The 22,679-nt window shown below is 37.7% G+C and carries 13 protein-coding genes, 1 tRNA gene and 1 pseudogene; 8 read left to right on the top strand and 7 right to left on the bottom strand.

What is annotated here, in order from left to right; all coding sequences use genetic code 11:
• From rfbD to P4S71_RS11610, 7 genes are all read right to left on the bottom strand, one after another.
• Positions 1-876 carry a dTDP-4-dehydrorhamnose reductase gene (rfbD, locus tag P4S71_RS11640; RefSeq protein WP_337150708.1) on the bottom strand — a complete coding sequence of 292 codons (876 nt, stop codon included), beginning with the start codon at positions 874-876 and terminating at the stop codon, positions 1-3.
• A complete protein-coding gene (gene rfbA, locus P4S71_RS11635) occupies positions 876-1,748 on the bottom strand; it encodes a glucose-1-phosphate thymidylyltransferase RfbA (RefSeq protein ID WP_337150707.1) in 873 nt (290 codons plus the stop codon). The genes rfbD and rfbA overlap by 1 nt, the downstream gene beginning before the upstream one ends.
• Before the next feature lie 14 nt (positions 1,749-1,762).
• Positions 1,763-2,836, bottom strand: coding sequence for a dTDP-glucose 4,6-dehydratase (gene rfbB, locus P4S71_RS11630; RefSeq protein WP_337150706.1), 1,074 nt, complete (start codon positions 2,834-2,836; stop codon positions 1,763-1,765).
• A gap of 39 nt (positions 2,837-2,875) precedes the next feature.
• Positions 2,876-3,811 (bottom strand): Wzz/FepE/Etk N-terminal domain-containing protein, encoded by a 936-nt coding sequence (locus P4S71_RS11625; protein WP_337150705.1) that lies wholly within the window; start codon positions 3,809-3,811, stop codon positions 2,876-2,878.
• Between the two features lie 199 nt (positions 3,812-4,010).
• On the bottom strand, positions 4,011-6,689 hold the full coding sequence (locus P4S71_RS11620) for an SLBB domain-containing protein (protein ID WP_337150704.1): 2,679 nt from the start codon (positions 6,687-6,689) through the stop codon (positions 4,011-4,013).
• Positions 6,690-6,812: 123 nt separating this feature from the next.
• Positions 6,813-7,595, bottom strand: a complete 783-nt coding sequence (locus P4S71_RS11615; RefSeq protein ID WP_007376723.1) for a DUF481 domain-containing protein — start codon at positions 7,593-7,595, stop codon at positions 6,813-6,815.
• A 21-nt stretch (positions 7,596-7,616) separates the two neighbouring features.
• On the bottom strand, positions 7,617-8,435 hold the full coding sequence (locus tag P4S71_RS11610) for a mechanosensitive ion channel family protein (protein WP_008133554.1): 819 nt from the start codon (positions 8,433-8,435) through the stop codon (positions 7,617-7,619).
• Positions 8,436-8,876: 441 nt separating this feature from the next.
• Here P4S71_RS11610 and P4S71_RS11605 point away from each other — a divergent pair.
• From P4S71_RS11605 to P4S71_RS11570, 8 genes and pseudogenes are all read left to right on the top strand, one after another.
• Positions 8,877-8,952 (top strand) — tRNA-His (locus tag P4S71_RS11605).
• Between the two features lie 642 nt (positions 8,953-9,594).
• Positions 9,595-10,920, top strand: coding sequence for a DUF2860 family protein (locus tag P4S71_RS11600; RefSeq protein WP_337150703.1), 1,326 nt, complete (start codon positions 9,595-9,597; stop codon positions 10,918-10,920).
• Between the two features lie 12 nt (positions 10,921-10,932).
• The gene (locus P4S71_RS11595; protein WP_337150702.1) at positions 10,933-12,084 is read left to right on the top strand and encodes a FecR family protein; all 1,152 of its coding nucleotides are present in this window, start codon (positions 10,933-10,935) and stop codon (positions 12,082-12,084) included.
• Between the two features lie 40 nt (positions 12,085-12,124).
• A complete protein-coding gene (locus P4S71_RS11590; protein WP_337150701.1) occupies positions 12,125-17,719 on the top strand; it encodes an Ig-like domain-containing protein in 5,595 nt (1,864 codons plus the stop codon).
• 36 nt (positions 17,720-17,755) lie between these two features.
• Positions 17,756-18,556 carry an MBL fold metallo-hydrolase gene (locus tag P4S71_RS11585; RefSeq protein ID WP_008136291.1) on the top strand — a complete coding sequence of 267 codons (801 nt, stop codon included), beginning with the start codon at positions 17,756-17,758 and terminating at the stop codon, positions 18,554-18,556.
• Between the two features lie 136 nt (positions 18,557-18,692).
• On the top strand, positions 18,693-19,145 hold the full coding sequence (locus P4S71_RS11580) for a CHASE2 domain-containing protein (protein ID WP_337150700.1): 453 nt from the start codon (positions 18,693-18,695) through the stop codon (positions 19,143-19,145).
• A 157-nt stretch (positions 19,146-19,302) separates the two neighbouring features.
• Positions 19,303-20,793 (top strand): adenylate/guanylate cyclase domain-containing protein, encoded by a 1,491-nt coding sequence (locus tag P4S71_RS11575; RefSeq protein WP_337150699.1) that lies wholly within the window; start codon positions 19,303-19,305, stop codon positions 20,791-20,793.
• Positions 20,765-22,425: pseudogene (locus tag P4S71_RS11570) on the top strand (HD-GYP domain-containing protein). Before P4S71_RS11575 ends, P4S71_RS11570 begins: the two are co-directional and overlap by 29 nt.
• Positions 22,426-22,679: the final 254 nt, after the last annotated feature.

The following is a 22,679-nucleotide window of genomic DNA, read 5'->3' as shown; positions in this document are numbered from 1 at the left end:
TTATTTATACTGTTGAATATTATTTAATGCGGCTTTCCAGTTACTCGGCTGAATAGAAAAATTAGTTTTAATTTTATTACAATCTAATTTTGAATTAGCCGGGCGCTTCGCGGGAGTCTGGTACTCTGAGGTTGCAATTGCATTGACTGTAACAGGTGTATCAACCTCTTGCTGTGATAGCGCTTTAGCAAAGATTTCTTTTGCAAACTCTTGCCAACTAACATGTGGATAACCTGAATAGTTATAAACACCAAATTTAGTACTACCCTGCTGTAGTTGTTGCGCTATGCTAACTATGGTTTTAGCTATATCACCTGCGTATGTAGGGCCACCAAATTGGTCACCCACTACACCGAGAGTCTTGCGTGTTTGCGCTAAACGTAGCATCGTTTTAACAAAGTTATTCCCAAATTCGCTAAATACCCATGCTGTGCGCAAAATAATATGGTCATCGCACTCTTGTGCAACGCTTTGCTCGCCTGCTAGCTTTGTTTGCCCGTAAACGCCTTGTGGATTTACTTCATCAGTCTCAGTATACAAACCCTCTTTATTGCCGGCAAAAACATAGTCAGTTGAAATATGAATAATCGCTGCGTTTACTTTTTCCGCTGCTTTGGCTAAGTTTTTAGGCCCAAGGTTATTGATAGCATTTGCTAACTCAACCTCAGATTCAGCTTTATCAACCGCAGTGTATGCCCCAGCATTGATAATAACGCTCGGCTTATATTCATTCACTATTTTACTAACTTGTTCAGCATTAGTAATATCAAGTTCTTCACGGCTTAATGCCAAAAAGTTAATTTCCGTCATATTGCTTAACTGTGAGACTAAACAGCTACCAACTTGACCGTTTTTACCGGTAATAAGTACTTTCATTATTTTGCCTCTGTCGCTAAGCGAGTCAGATATTGGCCGTATTCGTTTTTCATCATTGGCTTGGCTATTTCAAGCAATTGCTCTGTACTTAACCACCCGTTACGCCATGCGATTTCTTCAAGACACGCCACCTTTAAACCTTGAACGTTTTCAATGGTTTGGACAAATGATGAAGCCTCATGAAGACTTTCATGGGTGCCTGTATCGAGCCATGCAAAACCACGCCCTAATAATTCAACATTGAGCGTCCCATCATTTAAATACATTTCGTTTAGTGTTGTTATTTCAAGCTCACCACGGTGAGAAGGTTTCACTTGTTTTGCTAGTTCAACTACGCGGTTATCGTAAAAGTATAAGCCTGTAACGGCATAGTTAGACTTTGGCTTTTCAGGCTTTTCTTCTATAGAAATAGCCTTCATATTTTCGTCAAATTCAACTACACCAAATCGCTCTGGGTCTTTAACTTGGTAGCCAAATACAGTAGCACCAGTTTCGCGGCTTGCTGCACTTTTTAGAGTTTTACTAAACGATTGACCGTAGTAAATATTATCCCCAAGTACTAGGCATACATTATCGTTGCCAATAAACTCTTCACCTATTATAAATGCCTGTGCCAATCCATCCGGTGAAGGTTGTATTGCATAACTCAGATTTATGCCGTAATCACTACCATCGCCTAACAAACGTTTAAAGCTGTCGTTATCTTCCGGGGTGGTGATTATTAATATATCGCGAATCCCCGCCAACATTAGTGTAGATATTGGGTAATACACCATTGGCTTATCATAAACTGGGAGTAGTTGCTTTGATACACCACGTGTAAGTGGATAAAGGCGAGTGCCTGATCCACCTGCTAATATAATTCCTTTCATAAATGTTCCTTTAGTTATGAGTTAATTTCGCCAAGGCGTTCACGTTGGTATGATCCATCTTGCACGTTTTTACACCATGACTGATTTGCTAAATACCATTCAATTGTTTTGCGTAGACCTGTTTCAAATGTTTCGACAGGGGTCCAGTTTAGCTCTGCACTCATTTTAGATGAGTCAATAGCATAACGTCTATCATGCCCTGGTCGGTCTGTTACATACGTGATTTGCTCAGCATATCTTGTGTCTTTAGGTACTAGAGCATCTAAAATATTACAAATAGTTTGTACTACTTCAATATTTTGCTTTTCATTATGACCACCGATATTATAAGTTTCACCAATAGCGCCTTCGGTAACTACTTTATAAAGTGCGCGAGCGTGATCTTCAACATAAAGCCAGTCGCGAATTTGGTCACCCTCACCATAAATAGGTAAATCTTTACCTTCAAGGGCATTTAAAATCACTAATGGGATAAGCTTTTCAGGGAAATGATAAGGCCCATAGTTATTTGAGCAATTGGTTACAACTGTAGGAAAGCCATACGTACGTAGCCATGCACGAACTAAGTGGTCACTCGATGCCTTGCTTGCAGAATAAGGGCTACTTGGAGCATAGGATGTTTGCTCAGTAAACAGGGGCAGGCTACCTTCTTGCTCATCTGGATGTGGAAGGTCGCCGTATACTTCATCAGTTGAAATATGATGGAACCTAAATGCTTTTTTCGCACTAATTTCTAAATTATTCCAGTAATTACGCGCAGCTTCTAATAAGTTATAAGTGCCAACAATATTAGTTTGGATAAAGTCACTTGGCCCTGTAATTGAGCGGTCTACATGGCTCTCTGCAGCTAAGTGCATTACAGCATCAGGTTTATGGGTGTTAAACACACGATCAAGTTCCGCACGGTCACAAATATCAACCTGTTCAAAGAAGTAACGTTCGCTATTTTCAACAGATTTAAGCGACTCTAAATTACCTGCATAGGTAAGTTTATCTAAATTAATTATTGTGTCTTTTGTATTTTCTATTATGTGACGTACAACAGCTGAACCTATAAATCCAGCACCACCTGTTACTAAAATTTTCACTTTAATATCCCTTAAATTTTACTCTGTTAAATATTTTTACTACTGAGCGTTTTCTTTTGTAAAGTATCTTATTGTTACAAATAGAATGCCTAATATTCCCCCAAAAAAAGTACCTAATATACATATCAGTGCACGTTTAGGGCCTGATTTTTCTTCTGGTACTAAAGCTGGATCAATTGTTTTAAATACATATTCGTCTCGCACGTTTGCAAACATAATAGTTTTAGCTTGCTCTTCAACTAACTTATAAAGCACTGAGCGTATATCAGCTACTTTAGTTTCCTTTAATTGCTTTGTTAAGAAAGCCGTACTTTTATTTGCTTCAGAAACATCCCTATATTTCATTTCTTGGTTAATGTCTTCAATCAACCAACTTACCCACTGTTGAGCTACGTAAGGTGAAATAGATTCTATTGATAAAATTATCATCCCAGTTTCTTTATCTGTAGATATTGAAGTAACTTTACGGAACTCTTTATAAGCTTCCTGTAGCGAAGGTTTTGATTTATATGGAGAAGATACTTCTCTAACCCACTGGTGAGCAGCTACATCATAAAGTTCAGGGTCATATCTAATTTTATTCTCTTGTGCATTCCAATACTCTGCGGCCATTAAATTTGGTAATAACTTATGCTTTTGAATGAAGTTACTAATAAATTGGCGTGATTTTAAAACCTCGATGGCTAATTGGGTTTTATTATTCGAGTCCGAGCCTAAATTGACTCCAGCTAGACTTGCTAAACCACCAAATTGACCAGCTAACGCGCCCAGGCCACCACTTTTCTGCTCTTCTGCAGGTGACAATAGAGCCTCAGATTTATATATGTTAGGTTGATTAACTGCATATATCACAGAAAAAGTACATAAAACTACTGTAGAAAAAATAACAGCCCACTTCCCTTTCCAAATTACAGAAAGTAACGTTGTTAAATCTATTTCATCATCAGGAATATTTGAAGTTTCATTTTTTTTCATATTTTTACTTACTTTTAATTATTTACTAACCCACTAGAGCATATTAAGGCTGTTAGCTATTTGATACCTGGTATGAATTATTAATTTAAGATAGTGCTACGAATAAATTCCCACTAGTTAACTTAAAATAATTTAATCATCATTTAATTCTTACAAATAAAATGCCCAAACAAATTGTGAGGACACTTTATTTTAGATATTACAAGCTACCAATAGCAGCGACTGCCACACCTAGTTGATAAAGAATCTGCGTTGCAGTGCTCCAAAGCGTTAGCTTATCCATATGACCGGGGTCCATAGGTACTACAATTGTATCTCCGGGTTCTAACTGTTCTGAATTACTTGCTGCAAACCAGCCACCTGTATTAGGAATTTTTACTGATCCGTTCGCTTTAATAATGTAAATTCTATCTTCAGCTGCACGTTCTTTTAAACCCCCACTAAGATTTAGATAATCATCGACACTTACACCAGCTTGATAAAGGTGAGACGTAGAGTAATTAACTTCACCTATGATGCTTATAGAATCACGCTTACTTGGTACATAAAGCGTGTCACCATCTTGTAATACTAAATTTTGCTGATTACTCACTATACGAGGAAGATCGATAACTAAACGGCCTACGGCTTCAACACTAGCGAGGTCGTTTAACAGCTTGTTCATTTCTTCATACGAAAGTGTGCTACTGCTTACGGAGTTCTGAAAGCTTTTTGAAGCTATATCACGACGAAGCTCTGTAGATAAACGCGCTAGTTGCTTTTGCTCTTGCTCTTTTATCGACGTACGGGTAAATACAGCTGCTTTTTGCTCTGCAAAATTTGAAAAACCACCCGCGCGTTCAAGTAATTCAGTTAGCGTTTCACCACGGCGTATAGTGTATGTACCTGGAAATTTAAGCTCGCCTTTTAATTCTACTTTTACGTTTTCTTGCCAGTTTGGAATAGCGAATACGTTTATGCTGTCTTTGCTTTGTAGCGTAATATTACTTTGAAGATCGCCCTTCATAGCGCTTTCAAGGTCAAATCGTAAATGTTCTATTTTTGAACCATCGCTGGCTACAATACGTGTAATTTCAGCTTGTTTTACGTAGGCAGACTCCAATAAGCCACCGGCTGCTATTATTAAGTCACTTACCTCACCACCAATCATTAGTGGATAAATACCAGGAAAAGTAACATTCCCGCTGATTTCAATTAATTGCATAGCTTGCTGCACTGATGCTTGCTGCTTAAATTTAGCAATAATAGGCGCTAATAAGTTATGGCGGCTAAATAATGCATAATCTTCAGCTTTGAGTTCTTGGTCTTCTTCTTCTTTTGCTTTGCGCTTAGAAATTTCAGCAATAGTGAGTATTTTATTGTCTTCAAGAACAAGCCCTTCGTCTTCTTGATTAACTCCAATATATTTTTCGAATTCTTTTTTCTCAAACTTATGCCATTGCTCTGCTTTTTGCTGCTGCTCTTGTTGCTCTTGGCTAAGGGCCATATTTGCTAGAGCTGCTTGTTCTACTTCTTTTTCTTCAAAACGACTAAATACAACTATCTTGTCATTAGCTTGAAGTTGTAAGTTATTCTCAGGGTTTTTAATAATCGCTTGAGCAACGTCGAATTGGTGTGCTTCTATATCGCCGTTTACATTTATTTCGCGAATTACGAGGCCATAGCTTAAATCAGCTTGCGGTAGTAAATCACCACGTATAGATTTAAGTACATCTGAAATACGCTTACCTTGGTGCCACTGATAATTGCCTGGGCGCGCTACTGCGCCAATCAAGCTAATAGTGTTTTGGTATTGAGAGCTAACAGTGTTAAAACGAATGCGGTCGCCATCTTGTGGAATATAGTTAATTTGCGGTTTTGAAAAATCGACCGATAGCACTTCTTTACGATCGAAGTTAAAGCGCTCTACAATTGCGCTTTTGGCATATGCATTTGGTTTAAGGCCTCCAGCCATTGCTAATAACTGCTTAGCAGATTCATCTTTTTTTAGTTCAAATATAGCTGGGCGTTTAACCGCGCCTTCAACTCTGACTTGAGCACCAACCGATGGTATAAATACTGCATCACCCGGCTTTAGTACTATGTCGTTGCTGCTATCGCCATTAATAAGTAAGTCGTAAAGGTCAAAATTTGCAACTACGTTACCAGCTCGTTTAACTTGTATATTACGAAGAGAAGCAATATCAGACAAGCCACCGCTTACAAATAATGCGTGCGAAACGGTTGTTAATGAAGAAACACTATAGCTACCTGGCTTGTAAGCCTCACCTAGCACTAAAATACGCATGCTACGAAGCTGACCAAGCGACACAAAAGCTTTTACACCTATTACCTCTTGCTCTACTTTTACTTTTACTAATTCTTTAATTTCAGCAAAAGTTAAACCGGCCACTTCTACAGGGCTTAAATCTGGAATACTAATACGTCCTTCACGGTCAACTATAACTTCAAAACTGTCACTTTCTTTGCCATAAAAGTTTATTTTTAATTGATCGCCAGGGCCCACTATATATGTATCTGGTACTGCGGCATTTTCGCTTGGCATAAATGTAGTTGGCTCACCTGCAAACAATTCGTAACCGTATGGTTTTAATTCGTCTGTTTTTGGTTTAAAGCGCTCTTCATCTGTAAGCTTTTCTTTTTCGGGTTCTGCACGCTCACCAATACTATTTTGCTGCTGTGCATTATTTTGATTATTAGATTGGTTTGTACCAGTGATCGTTGCTATATCAACACCGTACTGTTTTGCGAGGGCTTCTTGTTGAGCTTTAGGTAACTTTTTAAATTGCTCAATTTGAGACGCTGTTGGCGTAAAAGCCAAAGTACTAAAACTACAAAGTAGAATAAAAGCACTAATAAATTGTGTAAAAACTTTCACGAGTAGGTATATCCCTAGGTCTACAACCAAAATTGGTCGCCATAATACATTATTTAGTAGCAAATAAAAAAGGGACTTTCGTCCCTTTTTGTCACTTAAATGTCATTTCTTTAGTTACATTGGTTAAAAACTGTAAACTAACGTGAATGACGTTTCAGTATCAGTGCTTTCTTTATCATCAGCAACATCTGAGTTGTTGGTTACATTAAAAGCAACTTTCATTTGTAATGAGCCATTAATTTTTGCAAGTAGTGCAGTTTCTGAACGCGTTTTAGTGTTTGTATCACCATACTCCACTGCAATTAACTGAGTAAAGCGCGCATTATCAGAAATCTTCCAGTTATAATCTAACTTACCTAGAGCAATCACCTCACCTTCAAACTCACCAGCAAGTAAATCGCCGTTGTCGTCAATTTCAGTGCTGTCATCTGGGTATTCGAAATATTTATAACCTGGACCAATTTCAGCACTTAGCCACATGGTTTTTTCGTTTAATAAACGTAAACCATAACCAGCAGAAATTACTGATTCACTTCGGTATGCGCCAAAGTAATCTGACACGTGTGAACCATAAATGAATAAGTGAGCATGCTTTTCATTTAATTTGTAATTACCTTGCGCAGAAATAGAGTATTTTTCGTTGGTACGCTGCTTATCTTTATTACCGTCAGCATCTTCAACTTCATCTTCTTTGAAGATTCCATCGATTTTATACTCATTGTTCCAGTTTTCTAGATTGTGCTGTACTTTAATACCACCTTTAAGCGTGGTTGTTTCTGTATTACCACTTGTGATAATAGCACCAAGCTCACTGGTAACTTCCCACGTTTTTTGCTCTGCATCTTCGGCAAATGCGTTAGTTGCAGCAGAGGCTGCAACTAACATTGATAAAAGCTTTAATTTCATTAAAAAATAACCTATCTAAAATTAGTCTTGCTTGTGTAAATGAACATCCATTTGTGGAAATGGAATTGAAATGTTTGCGTCGTCTAATGCAATTTTAATATTTTCCATTAGCGAGAAATATGTTGGCCAGTAATCCGCACTGTTAACCCAAGGACGCACTACAAAATTAACACTCGAATCACCTAGCTCAGATACAGCAACTGTATAAGCTGGGTCTTTAAGTAGACGTTCTTCTGCATCTAACACTGATTTTAATACTTCTTTTGCTTGACGTAAATCAGCATCGTAACCAACACCGATAACTAAATCGATACGACGAGTAGACTCACGTGAGAAATTAGTAATAGCACCCGACATAATTTGTGAATTTGGCACAATTATTACTTTATTATCTGGAGTGCGTAGTTCAGTTGAGAATATTTCGATTTTTTTAACAGTACCCATTTTACTACCAGCTTCAACAAAATCACCTGATTTGAATGGACGAAGTAAAATAATTAGTACGCCAGATGCAAAGTTAGACAATGAACCTTGAAGCGCTAAGCCAACAGCTAAACCTGCGGCACCTAAAATAGCGATGAATGACGTAGTTTCAATACCAATTTGCGAAAGTGCCATTAAAATAGTGACAGCAAATACAAGTGTATACACAATGCTTGAAACAAATGAGCCAACCGCTTTATCTACGTTCTTTTTAGCAAAACCTTTTTCAGTTAAGTTAGAACAAAACTTAGCAATACGACTACCAAGTAAAAAGATAACAAGCGCAACAACCGCCTGTATACCGTAATGTAAAATTAGGCCTGAGTTTTCGTTCAGCCAGTTTAATATTGAATCCATAATCACTCCAAATAGTTTTCATTAAGCGTTTTTCCAGCCAATATTATACATTCATTTACAATTTATTCTCAAAAAACAATGAATTTTCACTATAAAAAACGCTATGTTTATATAAATTAATATATAAAAGCGACAGTATGTTTCATATTTATTGAGTATTTATCGTTTTTTTAGAAGGTATGCGCTGTTTCTTAATCATTCGCACTTACTAATAAAGAAAGTAAGACTTAAATATTTCTTCTCCCTTTACTAATCTCGTTCGTTACACGTTTTGCCCCCAGTTAAATGGCCTAAAGTAGCCATATTTAAGCACTAATCAATCACCATCTTACATACTGTATTTTACGCATTAGTTATTTTTTTTGATTTTTTCACTTTTAGACTTCACAAGATTTATTATTTTATGTATTATGCGCGCCACACCAAACAAGGTGTGTTGTGGCGGTTGTAGCTCAGTTGGTAGAGCCCCGGATTGTGATTCCGGTTGTCGCGGGTTCAAGCCCCGTCAATCGCCCCAATTTTTCTCCTTTTTTATTTTTTGTATAATCATTTTCATATTATTTCCCCAGTAATTTTAAATAACTAAAAATACAATCTATTTCCCCCTGCACTTACTTGTCTGAACAGCTAGACCAGTTCTAAACCAATTTTATTAAAACATGACTAATTTACCGAATTAAATTACTCTAAAATGTTGTTAAATTTTATTTAGAATAACGAAATTTATGCTTTGTTATCAAGCTGTTTTATTATCGCTATAATAGGTCACTAATTTTATGCTATTGATTTAAAAAGCTGGAAGATATTAATATTTACATTTTTGAAATAATGTTTTCATTTGCTTTACATGCCTATAAAAAGTGCTAAATTATTACCTACTACCATCATTTTATTAGGGCTTGTTTATCTTTCGAGGTTAGATTTGCAGCGGCGTGTTTGGTTTTTAAATAAGGCCCGTGAGCATGATTGGGCAGTTTTGATTTATTCTTATAGGGATGTAAGCCATTAGAGTAACGCAGGAGCAGTTACCGAGCCCACTAAGCTACAAACCTTGCGCCGCGATTAAGTCGCCCCTAGATAGAACAAATTTCAATCCGCAAAGGTCAACTGACCCTAATGGCAATAAAGCAAAAAATTTTTATAGGTTATTCGATAAAACATGATTAAACAGGCTCTAGCACATTTACTGTGTGGTTTTTTAACTGTAGTTAGTGTTAGTGCTCTGGCTAAAAATGACGAAAGCTACGCTAAATTGTTAACTGAACTACAACAATTAATTTCTGATCATAAGTTTCAACAAGCCTACAAAATAAGTCATATTGAAAATCAATATTTAGGCGAGCCTGCTTTTGACTTTTTATTAGGGATTTCCGCACTTAAAACAAACCAACCAGCTACAGCAGTCTTTGCTTTTGAACGTGTAGTTGAGGCAAGCCCGCAATGGTACGAAGCTCGCCTACATTTAGTTCGAGCTTATTTAATGGTTAAAAACTTACCCGCTGCAGATACTCAAGCGCTAATACTGATTAACGCGGCTAATACACCAAAAAATATAAAAACGAGCGCGCAATCACTACTTGATGCTGCCATTGTTGAACAACAACGTGCTGGGCGCTCTTATACGCAAAATATTCAACTGGCTTTTGGTGTGGATGACAATGTAAACGCAGGGACAGCCGAAGATACTATTATCATACCTAATTTAGGCGAATTCTTACTGTCGCCAGACAGCAAAAGTACTGATGATAACTATATGCAGCTTAACTATAGAGGAAGCTACTCTCATCCTCTGGACCAACAAAGCTTATTAACGTTAAGTGTTAATACTGCATGGTATAAGTTTGAAACGTTAGAACAATATGACCGCGTTAACACACACATAAATGCAGCTTATAAACACAAACAAGATAAGCTAAGTTGGTATGTACAAGCTGGTGTAACACCATTAATACTTGATGGCGAACTTTATAGAACAGAATCGTCGCTCGTAACAGGGGCTGATTTTAAATTATCTAAAAAGTCTCGCTTATTTGGGGCTGTTTCTTTTGGTGTAATGAATAATAAACTTGATGAAAAACTCGATAACACATTTATTGCACTAAACGCAGGAACTAGTTATGTATCTCAACGCTGGTTTCAGAGTGTGAGTATTAATATCAAAACTGAAAATGCGGATGTACCTGCGGGTAAATCAAATAGTCGTAATATACTTGGCATGTATTATCAGGCTAATTCTCAGCTTGCTGAACATTGGCAACTACTAACACTTGCAGGATATCAATGGATTGATTACCAAGATGAACATCCTTTATTTTTAAAAGACCGTGAAGACAATTTACTGATGCTTACAAGCACCATACGTTATTTAATAAACGACGATTTAGCTATACAACTGGCGGCCAATTATCAAGATAAAACCAGTAATATATCTTTATTTGAATATGATCGCTTAGATATTAATTTAAGCGTTTCTTACTCATTCTAATTTAAGGTACTTATGAAACTTTTACTCCCTGTGATAACAACCTTACTTTGTGTGAGTTTTAATGCACAAGCCGCCAATCCTGCTGGTAAAACGATTCTTGCCCGAGGTACTGTTTTAGCTCTAGATGCTAACTCCGAACAGCAAAGACAATTAAAACGCAGAGACACTGTATTTGGTGTAGATCGCATAACTACTGGTGAAAGAAGTAAAGCTCAGTTTTCAATGTCTGACGGTGGCTTGATTGCGCTAAAAGAGAATTCGGTGCTCAATATTGCTAATTATGAATTTGATAGTAATACCCAACAAGGTTCTGCGTCAATTGAGTTACTTAAAGGTGGTTTGCGTTCGATTTCGGGAGTGATTAAAAAAAATGGTGGCTCTTATAGCGTAAAAACCCCTGTTGGATCTATTGGTATTCGCGGTACACATTTTGAAGTTCAGTTGGTTGAAGGCGATGTGTTTTTAGCTGTTTGGGACGGCGCAATAGATTTAACACTCGAAAACCAGCAAGTTGTTTCTTTAGGCAGCGATGAAGCGTTTTCCTTTGCGCAAGTAACGTCTTCTGGTGAAGTATTCACAAGTATTAGTGCGTCGCGCGTTTTTGATCAAAATATAACAAGTATCGATAGCCCAAGTGAAAGTGAGGATAAAGAAAGTGAGCAACAAACGGCTACTGCCTCGCTCGATCCTGTTACTGAGATTGTAGTAGAAAGTAACTTTGATTCAGAGACAGTTATTATTGCTGATGTTTATTCTGAGCAACAATATCAAACGGTTAGTGATGCATCTTTGGTTGATCAAATAGCACAACGCCAAGGCGTTTTTAACTATCAAGCGACAAGCTTTGGAGTGAATTCTAGTTTAGGTGCAGTGACTGACTTTGCAATGACCATGGCGGTTGATTTTGATAATGGTACGGTGCCCGAGGGTGAAATTAGCTTTAGCGATACTGGTGGTAATTGGTATGCAGCTTACAGCGGTCTAATAGATATAAGTAAACTTGATTTAGCTGTTACCTTTGCATCTCATGGTAATAACAAAGCGGCTGGCGATATTGAGGCGATTTTTTTGAATGGTTTAGATACGATTACCGGCAATTTTAATCTCAATGAAATAAATAATCCTAATGTAAATGCTAATGGCTCCTTTAGGTTAGAACCATAAACACATTGGACACAGCGCTTTTTATTATGGAGTATTTAAAATGATAGCAAAAAATATATTTTTGCTTGGTGCCATGGCGTTTATATTAAGCGCCTGTGGTGGCTCAGAAGGCACCACTGTACCAGAAGCTTCGCCAAGTTCGAGTAACGAAGCAACACCTCAGCCTATTTCAAGTAACCTCAACTTAACGGGAGTTACTGCTAGTAATCAATCGACCAAATTTAAAGTTTCAGGTGTTTCGACGTCAAGTAGAGCATTTGTTAGCGATGTAGTTGCTAATTCACAGGCTGATATTATATTTGCGCAAAAAAATGAAGTTGTGCAAGGTAATGTAACGTTTTCACTTGCGGTTTCAGATCCCGATGGTATTGCTACAGTAAGCTTGGTATTACCAAGTGTAGATAAAAGCATCGCACTTTGTTCTGAACTATGTGGCTTAAGCTTTGAACAATCAATTATTGGCTTTAACCCTTATTTTTATGGTGAAAAAGCGGGCGATCTTCGTTTAGAAATATGGATAACCGATAATTTAAATAACCAAGTACTTGCTGACGCGACTACATTTAGCTGGCAACCCCATCAAATTGAAGGCATTACGGCGCAGCGTAATGATCAAAGTATTGATCTTTCATGGCAAGCCAATTCAGACCTCAATCGCTATAACGTTTATTTAGCAACTCAAGCTGGTGTGACTCCTGAAAATATTAATACGCTCGAAAATGGGCAACAATTTCTAAGCTTATCCAATTCAGCTTTTAGCTTTGATGGATCGCTTGTTGATAAAAGCTATCAAATACTGATCACTGGCATTGATGGCAGTGGCGAAAGTGGTTTTGCTGAAGCAATAAATATAGCCCCTATTGGTGGAGAACTAAATTTTGCCCCGAATGCGCAACCCGATCAATTTCAAATTAATGAAGATGAAAGCTTACAAGGCAATGTAGTTGCTAATGATACAGATCAATATATGGGTGAATTGCGCATAAATTTAGATGCGCTAGTGCAACCACAGCACGGTACGTTAAATATAAATGAGTCTGGTGAGTTTAATTACACACCAACGGCCAACTTTAATGGTGAAGATGCTTTTAGCTATCAAGTGGTTAATGAGCTTGATATGACAGACATCGCTGTTGTTGAAATTGTTGTTAATCCGATAAATGATGCACCTATTGCACTTGATAACAGCTATAGCATTCCACTTGATGGTAATTTGAATATTGCATCACCAGGCTTACTTGCCAATGATAGTGATATTGATTTAGATAGCTTAACGGTTGATACCTCACCTATCACTGAACCAAAAAGAGGACGTTTGACTTTACGCGCAGATGGTAGCTTTGAATACCTTGGTGAAGTAGATATGCGCGGGGAGGATAGCTTTCAATATCGTATTGTTGATAGTCAAGGTGAGCAAGCTATTGCCAATGTAGTTATCATCGGCGTAGCTGAAAATATGCCACCGATTGCGACTAACGATAGTTATAGTTTAAGTGAAGACAGTACATTAGTTGTTGAAGCTATTGCTGGTTTACTTAAAAATGATACAGATCCTAATAATGACAACTTTTTTGTTGATGAAAACTTTATTGTTGCGCCTGTTCATGGCCAATTATTACTTGCAACTGATGGTAGCTTTACTTATATACCCGATGCTAATTTTTTTGGTGTAGATCAGTTTCAATATCAAATAATTGACTCTCAAGGTGCTACAGCTCAAGCCAGCGTAACGTTAACAATTAATAGTGAAGCTGATAATCCGATTGCCCAAAATGATGAGTATTTATTCAGACCGAATAAGTTGCTTGAAGTTAACGTTGAAAGCGGCCTGCTAGTTAATGACATTAATATTGAAAGCGGTGATCTTTATGTTAATACCGTACCGGTTGTGGCTGTAAAAAATGGCGAGCTTAATCTTAATACTGATGGCTCTTTTACTTATCAACCGAATCAAAATTTTGTAGGTGTTGATAGCTTTACTTATTTAGTTTCAAATGAACAAGGCCTTGCGGCGAGTGCTCAAGTAATATTAAGTAAAAGTGGTGTGAATACTTTGCCAAGTGCAAATAATGATACCTTTACACTAAATGAAGATAGTCCAGCGACGTTACTTGATGTACTGGCTAACGATAACGACTTAGATGGCGATGTAATTAGTATATCTCGTATTGAAAACACGATTGGCCAAGCTGTTATTGTCGATAAAAAAATAGAATTTACACCACCAGTCAATTTTAATGGTGATATAACGCTAACTTATAGTATTACTGATGGAAACACCTTAGAAAGCACCAATGCTAATGATACAACCGCAACAGTAACTATCACGGTTATCCCAGTAAACGATACGCCTATTGCGAACGCAGATACAGCAACAATGGCCGAAGATGCTGCCCCACTACTAATTAATGTGCTCGCCAATGACACCGATATTGACGGAGATACCTTAACAATAACCTCTGCAGCTACTGACTTAGGGTCGGTATTAATTATTGGTAATCAACTTCAATATACACCTGCTATAAATAGTTATGGCGCAGCAACCGTTTTATATTCTGTAAGTGATGAAAACCAAGGCACTGCCTCGGCAAGTTTGTCGATTACAATCACACCTGTAAACGATGCGCCCATTGCAAATGCTGATACAGCAACAATGGCCGAAGATGCCGCCCCGCTATTAATTAATGTGCTCGCCAATGACACCGATATTGACGGAGATACCTTAACAATCATCTCAGCGACCGCCGACTTAGGGTCGGTATTAATTATTGGCAATCAACTGCAATATACACCCGCTGTAAATAGTAATGGCGTGGCAGCCGTTTTATATTCTGTAAGTGATGGAAACCAAGGCACTGCCTCGGCAAATTTGTCGATTACAATCACAGCTGTAAACGATGCACCTACTGCATCAAATCAAACATTTAGTGTTAGTGAAAATTCGACAGACGGTGACGTTGTCGGCACCATTGTTGCCAGCGACATTGAAAACGAAAATTTAAGCTACACACTGGTCAGTGGCGACATAGGTTTGTTTAACATTAACAGCAGCTCTGGCCTATTAACAGCAAGCGGCCCGAGCCCTTTTAATTATGAAAATGCGACTCAGCATTTGATAACAGTAGCCATTGCCGACGATGGTACTCCTAATGAAACAACTTCTATTAATATTACTGTTAATGTAATTAATGCTGACGACTACCTCATACCTGTCGAAAATGAAACTTTTGGACGCCCTGTGACTGGTGAGTTAGAGCTGTCTAATGTTTTTTCAAACGGTGAATTTAACGACAGTATTGAGTTAAATAATAATCTTTATTTTGTTGGGTTTAGTCAAAACACAGACCAAGATATTGTCATTGCTTCATATACTAATAATGGTGCGGCCAATAATGCGTTCGATGAAGATGGCATAAAAATACTGGATTTAGGGCACGATGAAAAAGCAACGGCCATAATTTCAGGTGGCGGTGACTTGTTTATCGCCTTTTCTAGTTTTGATGGTACCAACACCGAAGCATGTTTATTAAAAATGAGCGTTACAGGCGTGATAAGCAACACCTCAGGTGACAATAATTCAGGTATTCACTGTACTAAAATGGCAAGTACGCTGGTTATTAATGATCTTGAATTTAGCGACAATAAAATTCAAGCTGTTGGCAAACAGTTTAATGGTAATGACGATGATAGTTTATGGATAAAATATGACATTTCGACATTAGCTTACGAAGCGTCTAGCCCTAAAATTAAAGATGTAAGTGGTCAACAACGCGATGATGAAGCATTTGCCATTAAAAACTTTAATGGTTCTGATCTTATGGTTGTGGGGAGTGTTACCAGTGCAAACGGTGATAAAGATGCATTAATCCGTTACCTTATTTCAGATGGTGAAAATAACGGTAATTTTAATGATTATAATGCACTTAGCATCGATTTATCTGGGAATAACACCGACGATGAACTCTTTGCACTTGGCGGTTTAAATACAGCTGATTTTACCGCCTTTGTTGGCGGATATACCACTCGGCATTCAGGTGAAAAAGAAGCTGTTGTTCTCGCTATTGATAAAAAAGGCGATTTGGTAACGAGTATAGGTAATCATGGTATTGCCATTTACGACATCGATGGTAATACAGGTGCTGGCAATGGCGATGCTGAAATTACTGGCGTAAAATATGAACCTATAAATAATCAAATTACTTTATCGGGCACAACGGGAAAAGGTAAGACTGAAAAGCTGTTTTCTACGCGTATTTTAGCAACCGATGGGGCACTTGATGACACCTACGGCATTAATATTATTTCGGATATTAACGGTAAACAAATAGCTAATGCTGCAACAATAGATTTAAACGATACGCTTTGGGTATCAGGCATCAGCGATGATTCAAGTAGTCAGCCATTTATTGTAGCAATAGACAATCACGCGGCATTGTTTACTGGCTTAGCAGGATCTGGTTACCTTACATTGAGCAACTTAGGGACTGACTCTAATGATCAATCAAAGCAGGTGATACAGCTTAGCCATGGCACCCATGCTGGTAAATATATTATCGCATCAACAGCTCAGCAAGGCTCCGTAATTAAACTAGTATTAACACGCCTGACCGTTGCCGGGCTGTTAGACACTAGCTTTAGTGAAAGTGGGCACAAGCAAATTGCAATCGACTTAAGTACATCTAATTTTGCGTTAATTGAGCAAAATGATGGCAAACTTATTATCGCGGGTTCGCGTAAAACTGAAAATAATGAAGAAGGTTTTGTAGCAAGAGTAGATCAAAATGGTTATTTTGATACAGACTTTGCAACAGAAGGGATTTACGCCACTACAGCCGTAACGACGCAGAAGCTCAATCTAACTGACGCTGCACTGGATAACGATAACGATATTATTGCCGTAGGCTCGTTAACAGTGGCAGATACACCGAGCTCATTTGTTATGAAGTTAACGCCAGAAGGCTCACTGGAGAGCGACTTTGGTAACAATGGTAAAATTATTGGAACCGCTTTCGAATCCTATAAAACTGTTTACATTGATAATAGCGATAAAATTTTTATTGGCGGAAAAGTTGTTTCGGGTTCTGATTCTCAGATACTAGCAGTAAAGCTAAGTGTTGATGGTGAACGCGAATTTAGCTATATAGACTCTGTAATGAGTTTAGATAACGACGATAGAATAGTTAAAATATTTGCTGATACCTTAAATAATCTGTATTTAATTGGTAATGAAACGAATACGCCAAACCAAGCTGTCATTGTTAAATTATCATCAGCAGGAATAAAAGAGACTAGTTTTGCTGAAGGTGGAGCTGGGCAGTACATACTGACGCAAACCGGTGACACTAAGGTAAAAGATGCCGCGCTTGATAGCATGGGTAACATTGTACTAAGTGGTATGGGTAATAATAAAGGTGTGTTAGCGCGCATTTTAAGTAATGGTGTATTAGATGGCACATTTGGCCACAACGGTGTTGGTTTTTACAAGGCCGAGCAATGTGCAAATGAACAAGTATTTACATCAATGATTTTACAAAGTGATACCCAAGTTATTGTTAGCAGCACCTGTAATAACGGTACTTCTAATAATATAAGTGCATCTAAGTTCAATTTTTATGTTGATGGAGTTACACCTTAATTTATGAGAGTTGAACTTTTTGGTGTTAGGGGCTCAATGCCCTCAACAGGAAAACATACGCACATTTTTGGTGGTAACACATCTTGCGTATATATAGAGCAGAAAAATGGCAAATCCCTTATTTTAGACTCAGGTACAGGTATTGTTGAACTAGGTAAACGTTTAGTGGTAAAAGCGGAACCTATCGCTATATTACTGACACATAATCATTGGGATCATATTCAGGGTTTCCCCTTTTTCACCCCTATTTATCAATCTAACCAAAATATAACAATAGTGGCTGGAAATGTAGATGACGAAGAAAGCAAAGATGCCATACTAAAACAAATGAGTGGCTCTCAATTTCCGGTTAAATACCAAGAGTTACCTGCAAATATTACGCTAAATACGACATTGTCGGCTAAAAAAACATTTAGCCTTAATAGTTTTTCAATTTCGACTGCGCCGCTTAATCACCCCGATGGCGGTACTGCGTATTGTGTTAACGCTGACGGCAAGAAAGTAGCGTATGTTACTGATAATGAATTAAACCCCCCAGAAGATCTAAGAACCGATATCAACGAGTGGATTCACTTTATTAAAGGCGCTGATTTACTGATCCATGACGCACAATTTATAGATATCGACTTACCACTTAAGCATGGTTGGGGACACAGCACGATTAATCAAGTTGCCGATCTCGCCGTAAAGGCGAACATCAAAAACATTGTTATTATCAGCCACGACCCTGCAAGAAGCGATGATGAACTTCTAGCAATAGAAAACTCATTGCAAGCTAAATACGGTGACAAGTTACTGATAGAATGCGGCCGAGAAGGACGAGTTTTTGATTTTTAATCTATCAAGGATAAACGCCCATTAGATCTTTAAAGCCTATAATTTCCAGGCATTTTTTATTGGTGCCGTTATAACTTTATTTATTGCATCAATAGAGTTATTTGCTACAGGAACATTAGCCAAATTAGTTAATCGTGTGGAAGGCATCATTTATGATTCTCGGCTCTTATTAACAACACCTGCAACACCTAGACATATCGACGAATCAGTAGTTATTATCGATATCGATGAAAAAAGTATGCGAGAGCAAGGTCGATTTCCTTGGAGTAGATCGAAAATAGCTGATCTTGTAACAAAACTCACCGATGCAGGTGTTATTGTTATCGCTTTTGATATATTTTTTGCCGAGCCTGAAGTAAATCCAGTTACACAAATCATTTCTGAAATACCTAACTTATCAAAGCAATATAGCTTACCACTTGCCAAAATTAAACAGCAAGTAGACGCCGATACCAAGTTTGCTAACGCACTTGCTAAAAATGATATCGCTCTTGGGTTTTTACTAACCGATGACCAACTTGCAGCCCACAGTCCACCAAAAAAAGCAGCGTTTTATGGCAAAATGCTGAACATGCAAACTCACAAATAAGTGAGTTTTCGGGAGCTATTGTAAATATCCCACAATTACAAAATGCCGCTGCTGGTATTGGTTTTATAAATGCGCATAGCGACAACGATGGCTTTATCCGCAGAGCCGCTCTTATTAATAGAGTCGGTGATAAACTTTACCCTCTTTAGCACTTGAAGTGGCTCGACTGTATGTCCTTGCTAATAAAATTGAAACGCGCTCAAATATTTTAGATGGTATTACTTTGTTTGAAGGAATTAAGTTTCAAGATAAATGGATTCAGACAGATGAGCACGGCCAAATACTCATTCCCTATAAAGGCCGAGCACATAGCTTCCCTTATTATTCAGCAACCGATGTGCTGATGCAAAGAGTTGGCTCTGATGAACTAGAAGGAACAGTTGCCTTTATTGGTACTTCAGCTGTGGGCTTAGCTGACCTAAGGTCAACCCCAGTTGGTATGCAATATCCTGGTGTTGAAGTGCATGCCAATATATTTGAAGGACTGATGCACCCAGAGATACTGCCAGCTAAGCCCAACTGGTCTTTAGGTGCGAGCCTATTTATTATTGCGCTAACGGGTGTCGTTTTATCACTTTTTAGCCTCGGCAGAAGTGCCCGATTTATTATTTTTCTTTCGTTAACTATTACGGTAGCTGTTATATCATTTAACGTGTATTTATGGTCAGTACAAAAAATTAGTTTGCCATTATTAATGCCACTCTTACTCATAATATTATTAGCTGGTTATTACATTATTGTTGGCTCTATCGCCGAGATGCACCACAGCCGAAAAATTAAATCTATGTTCAATCAATATGTCCCCCCTGCGCGTATTGAACAACTTATAAAACAAGGCAATGAGCTATCTCAAAGCAGTGAAAAAAGAAACATGACAGTATTATTTGCTGATATTCGCAGTTTCACCTCATTATCTGAAAACATGACTGCGCATCAATTAAGCGAATACTTAAACCAATACCTTACTTCAATAACGCAAATAATATTTGATCATAACGGGACTATCGATAAATACGTTGGTGATATGGTGATGGCATTTTGGAATGCTCCATTAAAAGATGAAAACCATGCACAAAACGGCGTTGAAGCAGCAATGGCTATGATTAACGGTCTGACTCTCATTAATAAATTATTTGCCGAACAAAAACTACCGGCGGTCAAAATTGGTATAGGCTTAAGTACCGGTGATATGAATGTTGGCGATATGGGATCCGTTTATCGTAAAGCTTATACCGTACTAGGTGATACAGTTAATTTAGGTGCAAGAATTGAAAACTTGACCAAGTTTTACGGCGTAGCTATTCTAGTAGCTGAAGAAACAATGAATGCATGTCCACATATAACGTTTCGCTTGATAGATAAAGTGCAGGTCGTTGGAAAAACGACCGCAACGCAGCTATTTGAGCCCATTGGCTTCACAAATAAATTAGATACAAAACAATTCGCTGAAATAAAAAAATCATTTATCGCCATGACCCATTTTTATAATAAAGATTGGCCGCAAGCACTAAGTTTATTTACTGAATTACAAAGTACTACACTGTTTAGTTCGCATGTGTACGGTGTTTTTATCAAACGAATTCAAAATACTGATTTACAAGCACTCGCAAAGGATTGGAATGGTGCCTTTATTCATACCAAAAAGTAGTGGAAATATGCCGCAGCACATCAAAGATAAAATAAACCTGCATCACTTTATTGATATCAGCGTTAGGTTAACAACCGAAAAAGATTCGAGTAAATTACTCGATGATATACTGCAAGTAATTATGTCTATAGCTAATTCAGATGCTGGGACTATTTATTCGATTACAGATAACAAACAACTTAAGTTTGAAACGGTTATTAATGAATCATTGGATCTGTATTTAGGCGGTCGTTTAGGTAAGCCTGTTGATTTTCCTAATATAGATCTTTTTATCGACGGAAAAGAAAATAAAACAGCGATTGTTGCTCATGCGGTTAATTCTGGGGAAGTTATTAATATTCCTGATGTTTATGCTGCACTGCCTTTTGATATGAGCGCAGCTCGCGCTATGGATGCTCGTACAGGTTATCGTACCCAGTCAATGTTAACTATTCCCTTAAAAGATCATGCTGATGATATTATTGGCGTTATCCAACTTATCAATGTAAAAGACGACGAAAATAATAATATTCCTTTTAGTGAGGAGCTTGTTACGCTAGTTCGTTCTTTCGCCTCTTTAGGTGCTATTTCGTTAACAAACTCTGCACTAATTAAAGATATGGAAGAGTTGTTTGCAACTTTTGCTGAGGCTATTGCCATGGCGATAGATGAAAAGTCACCTCATACAGGAGGTCATTGCAAACGAGTACCCGCATTAACATTGATGCTTGCCGATGCTGTTCATCTAATAGATAAAGGCCCACTTGCTACATTTAAAATGAGTGATGCAGAGCGCCATGAGTTAGATATTGCAGGATGGCTACATGATTGTGGAAAAATTGCGACTCCCGACCACGTCATGGAAAAATCAACAAAGTTAGAAACTATTTTTGATCGAATCAAATTTATTGATGCAAAATTTGAAATAATTAGCAGAGATTTAAAAATAGCGTATCAGCAGAAAATAATCTCTGCGATGAAAAAAATAAGCCAATTGAAGTACTCCAATTTGAACGATTGCTTGATACCGAACTGAAACAACTCGCATTAGATCGTGCATTATTACAACGCGTGAACGTTGGCGGAGAGTTTTTAGGTGAGGAAGAACAGGCGCATATCCAAAGAATATCAACCCAATATCAATTAAAAATTAATGGCGAAAAAATCCCATTACTTTCTGATAATGAAGTTGAAAACTTAATGATTCGGCGTGGTACGCTTACTCAAGGTGAACGTGACATTATGAAGCGCCACATGGATATAACTAAGAATATTTTAGATATCTTACCGTTTCCAAAGCATTTAAGTAATGTATCTGAGTATGCTCTAGGGCATCATGAAAAACTTGACGGTACAGGCTATCCTCGCGGATTAACGAAAGAACAAATGTCAGTACCTGCTAGATTAATGGCTATCGCTGATATTTTTGAAGCTCTTTCGGCTGTAGACCGACCATACAAAAAAGCAAAACCAGTAAGTGAATGTTTGCATATTTTAGGCTCTATGGTTAGTCAGAACCATCTTGATGCAGACATTTTTGCAGTATTTATTGAATCCGAAGTGTATAAACATTACATCAATGAATATGCAAAACCTGAGCAGCTAGATGAAGTCGACCTCGATAACCTTCCCGGTTACTCACCTATCCGTTGATCTATTTATTACAAAAGCTGGTTTGTGTGATTTAAATAACACAGACCAGTTTGTAATAAAATTAAAAATCCTCACACGTTATACCAATTCGCTTATATAGGGTCTATTTAACGTTAAGAAAATCACGCTATAACTAGGCAAAAATTTATTATCCAAAGATCTGATTATTGAATGCTTAATTTAAAATTCTCTACCAGTTATTTTGCTAAAATTAACCTTTTTAAATTTTGAAAAAAAATGCCACCTTACGGTGG

This window comes from Pseudoalteromonas sp. B62 (assembly GCF_037162565.1).
GTDB lineage: Bacteria > Pseudomonadota > Gammaproteobacteria > Enterobacterales > Alteromonadaceae > Pseudoalteromonas > Pseudoalteromonas fuliginea.
This window is presented reverse-complemented; position numbering and strand designations above follow the sequence as displayed.

What these genes read in the sequence shown, in the direction of transcription:
- rfbD (WP_337150708.1), bottom strand. Translation starts at nt 876, where the DNA reads ATGAAAGTACTTATTACCGGTAAAAACGGTCAAGTTGGTAGCTGTTTA.
- P4S71_RS11610 (WP_008133554.1), bottom strand. Translation starts at nt 8,435, where the DNA reads ATGGATTCAATATTAAACTGGCTGAACGAAAACTCAGGCCTAATTTTA.
- P4S71_RS11615 (WP_007376723.1), bottom strand. Translation starts at nt 7,595, where the DNA reads ATGAAATTAAAGCTTTTATCAATGTTAGTTGCAGCCTCTGCTGCAACT.
- P4S71_RS11585 (WP_008136291.1), top strand. Translation starts at nt 17,756, where the DNA reads ATGCCCTCAACAGGAAAACATACGCACATTTTTGGTGGTAACACATCT.
- rfbA (WP_337150707.1), bottom strand. Translation starts at nt 1,748, where the DNA reads ATGAAAGGAATTATATTAGCAGGTGGATCAGGCACTCGCCTTTATCCA.
- P4S71_RS11595 (WP_337150702.1), top strand. Translation starts at nt 10,933, where the DNA reads ATGAAACTTTTACTCCCTGTGATAACAACCTTACTTTGTGTGAGTTTT.
- P4S71_RS11590 (WP_337150701.1), top strand. Translation starts at nt 12,125, where the DNA reads ATGATAGCAAAAAATATATTTTTGCTTGGTGCCATGGCGTTTATATTA.
- P4S71_RS11600 (WP_337150703.1), top strand. Translation starts at nt 9,595, where the DNA reads ATGATTAAACAGGCTCTAGCACATTTACTGTGTGGTTTTTTAACTGTA.
- P4S71_RS11625 (WP_337150705.1), bottom strand. Translation starts at nt 3,811, where the DNA reads ATGAAAAAAAATGAAACTTCAAATATTCCTGATGATGAAATAGATTTA.